We start from the raw sequence: 1029 nt of genomic DNA, 5'->3' as shown, positions 1-1029 counted from the left end.
GGCCGCCGACGTTCTTCCGGAGACAGCGGCACCTGCTCGTCGTCGATGAACGTTGAGAGTTCATCCACGGCGAAGGACCGGAGGTCTTCTTCCGAGGCCGATGCGTCGCTGCTGCGGGTGCCCATCCTTTCGAACAGTGCTGCCGCGGCCCGATGCTTCAAACCGGCCAGGGCATCCACAACAGGAACCGACGGAGCCCCGCCCAGCATCGGCGCAGCCGGAGCCGGCAGGATCAGCGCGGGGGCAGCCGCCTGCTCGCTGCCCGAGGCGTTGTCGGCCTCTGCCGGGCCTTCCACTGCGGCAAGCGGATTGTTCTTGGACAACCTCTCTGACAGTTTCACGAGACCACCACCCTTCTGTGCAGTTTGTTCTGGGGCGCGGTGGCCAGGCGCGGATCGAACCGTTCCACCAGCTTCTTGAGGCCCTTGAACGCGGAGTCCTTCGTGGTTCCTTGCAGGACCGGAACTCCCCGGTTGGTTGAGAAGGGAAGGTTCCGGGAGCGCGGGATCACGGTGTCGATCGGAACGCCGATGGTTGCCTCGACGTCCTGAACGGAGAGCCCGCTCTTCCTGTCCGCGAAATTGAGGACGGTATGCCTTCCCTGGGGCAGGAGCTGCAATTCCTTGAGGACGCTGAAGGACTTGCGCAGCCCGCGGATGCTGGGGACGTCCATGCCGCAGACCCACACCCCATCGGTAGCCAGCTCCAGCGTGGCGAGGCAATGCTCGCCGAGCCCGGGAGCGGTGTCCACCACGACGTACTTGAACTCGGTTGCAAGCTGATTGATCAGCCTGGTGACGTGTTCCGCGGTGATGTAGTCCGACTCCGAGGGTTTGCGCGGCGCGCAGAGGGCGTAGATTCCGGCCGGGTGGACGGTGAGGAACGCCTTGAGCACCATGGAGTCCTGCGCAGCGGGTCCATGGACGGCTTCCGTGATGGAGTGCTCCGGCTCAAGCAACAAGCCGGACGCCACATCACCGAACTGCAGGTCCAGGTCAACAATGACCACTCCCATGGGGGCCACTGCCC

The 1029-nt window shown here is 64.6% G+C and carries 2 protein-coding genes; both read right to left on the bottom strand.

Going from position 1 to position 1029, the window contains the following annotated elements:
* Nucleotides 1-341, bottom strand: a 341-nt coding sequence (locus tag ACFV20_RS37290; protein ID WP_385665663.1) for a hypothetical protein, incomplete at its 3' end; no start/stop codon positions are given.
* The coding region (locus tag ACFV20_RS37285; RefSeq protein WP_385665660.1) for a CpaE family protein at nt 338-1029 on the bottom strand (692 nt) is incomplete at its 5' end. The genes ACFV20_RS37285 and ACFV20_RS37290, both read right to left, overlap by 4 nt.

The sequence above is a fragment of the Streptomyces sp. NPDC059696 genome, from assembly GCF_042733745.1.
Lineage (GTDB): Bacteria > Actinomycetota > Actinomycetes > Streptomycetales > Streptomycetaceae > Streptomyces.
This window is presented reverse-complemented; position numbering and strand designations above follow the sequence as displayed.